Origin of the sequence: Paenibacillus nanchangensis (assembly GCF_046543445.1) — a bacterium.
In the GTDB taxonomy this organism is placed as follows: domain Bacteria; phylum Bacillota; class Bacilli; order Paenibacillales; family Paenibacillaceae; genus Paenibacillus_AQ; species Paenibacillus_AQ nanchangensis.
Map to the genome: position 1 here is coordinate 1 of NZ_JBHOFD010000069.1, position 4,321 is coordinate 4,321.

Genomic DNA, 4,321 nt, shown 5'->3' on the forward strand with positions numbered 1-4,321 from the left:
CAGGTCGTCCAGCTTCAGCTTTTTGTCCAAAAACTCACGTACAACTACGATGACGAAACTTTTATACGGGTATTACATGGGTTATATGAGTTACTGGTTGAATGATGAGTTCATTCCACACTGGGAGGTGATCTATTTCATCTACCCCATACATATAGAGGATAAAAAAGACCACAACACGGGCGGCTAGCTCGCATTGTGGCACTATTGGTTGTTATTGAAGATATTAAACTCGATATATATCAGCCATACAATGAAATTAAAAATTCCGAAAGTGTATCACTAACTTTCTTGAAACCAGTTAGATCAAGACTTTCATCATAAAGATACACAGGTGGGTTATCACCCTCATCCAAGTTAAAATACCAAAACATATATCCTTGATGCATCATAAATACAAACTGATTATCTGTTAATTTTTGCGGAAAATTATTTTCATCCAAAAGTTCAACTGCCCATTCCTTAAGTTCTAATATATATTTCATTGAATAATCTGTACCTGCCAAAAACTCAATCCCATTACCCGCTTTATACATAAATTCCAAATAAGTTAAGGGAAGTTCTTTTGTTGGTATTAGGTTCTTCAATTTTAAAATATCATCTTCATTGCAAGATTTCATTGGATATAAATTTTCTTCGAAGGTCGACAAGAAAGTCCTGATATCACCGTCTTTTAAAAAATCCATTCTAAATCCCCTCCAGATTCTACTCTTCTATGATATAACTCTAGTTACTGGTTAAATGAGGAGTTTATTCGGTACTGGGTAGCTCACCAAAAAGAAAGCCTAGAAAACCAAATAGAGCTACTTGTTGCACTTATTTGTCCAATTTTGTAGAATCCCCATACTTCTTCATCAGATAACGCTAAGTTCATCTTGCATGACATATTATGATGAATTCCTCATTACTGATCAGCCCCACAAAAACTAAGCTTACGACTCCAAATATCACCTGAACTAATTATTTTTCGAGAAATCCGTAAATAGTCACATCGTTTTTCCCGAAGCTTACTTCGCAAAATTCAGCAGGATAAAAATCATGGCCCACACTACACTTTATTAAGCGGTCCAGAATGTAATTTATCACTTCATCTTCCAATTCAAGAAACAAATTCGATGCAACATAGCTTAATTTATCCTGCTCGTTATTACATGAGATAATTAATGCTTTTATTTTCTTATTATCAATATTTGTTGTTTCGTCCAACTCAATATTTACCTGTACACCCTCCTAGGCAGACTGACATGCTGCAATAAGATCATCTACGCCATCGACATCAAATCTTATATGAAATGAATATTTTCCATTTCTATTTTTACTTATCATAAGAAATTTCCCCTATTCAATTAATGGAGCATGTATATTTTTTATAACTTCAAACCTGTTATTTCTTGTTTGTAAAAATTCAAAATGGACATGCGGTGTATTCGGCTGTAGGGTAGCCCATTCATGAGATCCTTGATAGTCACCTGGCTTAATTCTAAACTGACTGTTCCATCCAAACTTTAATCCCGCCTTTTACCGACCAGAGTCTGCAACGGAATACGCAGGCCCTCCTGCACACTTTCACCCGAAGCTGCCTTCAGGTCTTCCAGCTTCAGCTCCACATCCAGATAGGCATCAAATATCTGTTTGACATCCGGCTGACCTAATAATAGGAAAAAGCCCATTCCTACTAAATGATTCATGTGGGAAGGAGCTTTTGCAAATATAAGTGTATTTTTAATATTTGTTTTTGTTAAGGTAGGATACTGTTAGTATAGGTGTAATTGAGCTCATTCAAATTGTTTTGTATAATCAGCGAAGAGCTAATCCTTAGTATAAATTATCGAAGAAATCATTAAAACTATTAGCTAGAAAGAACATATTCCCCATTTCTTCATCTGACTCCATGTCATGGATCCAGAAATATATTTTTCCAAAGTATTCCTCACTAATCCCTATACAAATCTCATTTCCTCCTGGATCGTTACCGATTGAAATAAACCCTTGAGGTAGTTCTCCATCTAAAACCTCAAACACTTTAGCCAAATTACCTTTCATATCACCAATACCGTAAAATTTGTTTACAACACTTTCACCCTCTTGATCAGAAATCTTAAATGTTGATGCTTCAGGGTACCCTCCATTATATTTAAGCAAAAAATCAATATATTGCTCCGGAAGTTTAAGAACATATTTACTTTCAAATTCACGAACCTCATCTACTGTTATTTTCTCGTTTGCTCGATCCATATTGGCCATAGTTATTCTCCTTGTTTATTTTTTCCGTTTACTGTAGACTGACCACCAATATGCCTAAACTCTCTATGAATATCTTCATCGACAAGGATCATTGTCTTTCCATCTTCATGATGATGCCACGTATAGTTTTCAGGAGGTTTATTACTTGCTGGTATAGGTGGATCAGAATCCTTATTAAGGCCCGCTTCTAAATTTGCTTTTCTAAAGTCTTCTTGAGGATTTTTCGGTACAGTCACTTCAATTGTTTGTGGTTTTACAGTAGGGTGATAATATGCTGAGAAATCGGGATATCCATTAGGGTAGCTAATTGTTATGCCCTCTTTATTCGTATAAGTCCAAGTTCCATGTTCATTAATAAAAATATGTCCACCTTTATTATACCATTTTTTTGGAATAGGTGAATTCATAGGCTTGGTTTCCATTATCTCTTTGGTGAAATCGGATAGTTCTAACTTCTTACCTTGTCCCGCCCCCTCAGCGCCCTTCCCTTCCACCTTTGGCGGTTTCGCCGGATCCCCCATCTTCGGAGTCGTCAATTTATCATTAACTCCGCCCAATCCTTCTCCACCTACGCCCATCCAATACAGCGCTTCGGCAGTCTTCTGAGCCGGACTCTGCAGCCCCTTACCTAAAGCAGCCAGACCAGAACCCGCCGTATTGCCGATTCCCGCTATCGCTACTTTGGGGCCCAGCCCGTTCCGCAGGCCTTCCATCAATTCAGGGACGGCATCCTTGGCTGTCTCCGCCAGCTTTCGGGTTACTTTAATCCCGCCTTTTACCGATTTTCCTGCTGCGAACACCACGCAGGCCACTTGGGTAAACGCCTTTCCCCATTCCTTGCTCTCCACATACGTCGCCGTACCGTTCATCACTTTGTCGGTCAGCCGATCCAGAGTCTGCACCGGGATAAGCAGGTCCTCTTGCACACTTTCACCCAAAGCCGCCTTCAGATCCTCCAGCTTCAGTTCACCATCCAGGAAGGCATCGGACATCTGCTTCACAGCAAACGGAAGGGTGACCACGCCAGTCGTCAAGTCCCAGAGTTCGACCCCCAGCTGTACCGCAATCCCTTCTCCCACCGCAAGCGGAGTCTTCCAGCCCGCTTCCTCGGTGCTCTTCGCCAAAGCAAGCAGCGTATCGTCGAAGCTGCCGTCCGGCTTCCTGCCCTGCATCCCTTGAAACTTCTCCACCGCCAACAAAAATTCCTCGTTGTACTGCCCCGTAATTTCTCCCGGATACATGCCCCGCTTCTTCAAGGCTTCCTGCATCGCCCGGATATCTTCGGGGGAGAACTTCTGGTTGTACTCTTCCATCAGCTGCCGGCGAATTTCCCGCTGCCGTTCCAGCTCCGCCGCTCTCTTTTTTGCAGCCTTTTCAATCTCCGGGTAATTGTGAATAGCCCAGTCCTGATAAGCAGGGACCGTCATCCCGATCGCAATGACTAACCGCAGTTCCTCCTCCTTCGGCATCGGGGAAAAATCCGACTGAAGCGGATTGTAGTCACAGGCTGACAGTGGCGGACCGTTGTAGTGCTTCCTCAGACTGATTTTCGGTCCATACCACGCCGGATCAACGCCAAGCCCCGCCAAAATATCCCGCTGCGCGGCAGCGGTCTGCTTCACCTGTTCCATATACTGCTTGTGGTCATACGCTGCGTACACACTGTAAGCCGCCTGGGAGCGGGCGAGGGTATCGAACGCATTTGCGATCTCGTTCAGCTTCATCCGCGCCTCTTCCCGTAAGGTTTCGTCTCCCGTATGCAGTTTGTCCAGCAGTTCCGTAATCCGTGGCTCACTGCTGTAGGAGATCAGCCGCGTTTCGAGCTGCAGATCTTGAACACTGGTCACTGCCGCCTTTAGCAGATCCTTCAGTGACGGTTTCCCGCTCAGCAGCTCCAGCAGGCGCTCCCCGCCCTGCTCCTGCCGCCTCCGCCACCTGTCCCACAGCCGGGCGCCGAGCCCGCCGACCCGGTGGACCGCCGGGAACTTGCGCATAAACTTCGCATTCAGCAGCGCCTTCATTTTGGATTCGGTGTAGCCGTACTGCTCAGCCGTTTCCCGGACCGCCGCCGATTGGC

At 43.8% G+C, this 4,321-nt stretch carries 6 protein-coding genes; 1 reads left to right on the forward strand and 5 read right to left on the reverse strand.

Annotated features, from left to right (window positions below; all coding sequences use genetic code 11):
* The coding region (locus ACE6ED_RS29020) for a hypothetical protein (protein WP_410830937.1) at positions 1 to 190 on the forward strand (190 nt) is incomplete at its 5' end.
* 52 nt (positions 191 to 242) lie between these two features.
* Here the strand turns inward: ACE6ED_RS29020 and ACE6ED_RS29025 are convergent.
* From ACE6ED_RS29025 to ACE6ED_RS29045, 5 genes are all read right to left on the reverse strand, one after another.
* The gene (locus ACE6ED_RS29025) at positions 243 to 686 is read right to left on the reverse strand and encodes an SMI1/KNR4 family protein (RefSeq protein ID WP_410830938.1); all 444 of its coding nucleotides are present in this window, start codon (positions 684 to 686) and stop codon (positions 243 to 245) included.
* Between the two features lie 274 nt (positions 687 to 960).
* A complete protein-coding gene (locus ACE6ED_RS29030; RefSeq protein WP_410830939.1) occupies positions 961 to 1,206 on the reverse strand; it encodes a hypothetical protein in 246 nt (81 codons plus the stop codon).
* 299 nt (positions 1,207 to 1,505) lie between these two features.
* The gene (locus ACE6ED_RS29035; protein WP_410830940.1) at positions 1,506 to 1,688 is read right to left on the reverse strand and encodes a hypothetical protein; all 183 of its coding nucleotides are present in this window, start codon (positions 1,686 to 1,688) and stop codon (positions 1,506 to 1,508) included.
* A gap of 127 nt (positions 1,689 to 1,815) precedes the next feature.
* Positions 1,816 to 2,244 carry an SMI1/KNR4 family protein gene (locus ACE6ED_RS29040; protein WP_410830941.1) on the reverse strand — a complete coding sequence of 143 codons (429 nt, stop codon included), beginning with the start codon at positions 2,242 to 2,244 and terminating at the stop codon, positions 1,816 to 1,818.
* A gap of 2 nt (positions 2,245 to 2,246) precedes the next feature.
* Positions 2,247 to 4,321, reverse strand: a 2,075-nt coding sequence (locus ACE6ED_RS29045; protein ID WP_410830942.1) for an HNH endonuclease, incomplete at its 5' end; no start/stop codon positions are given.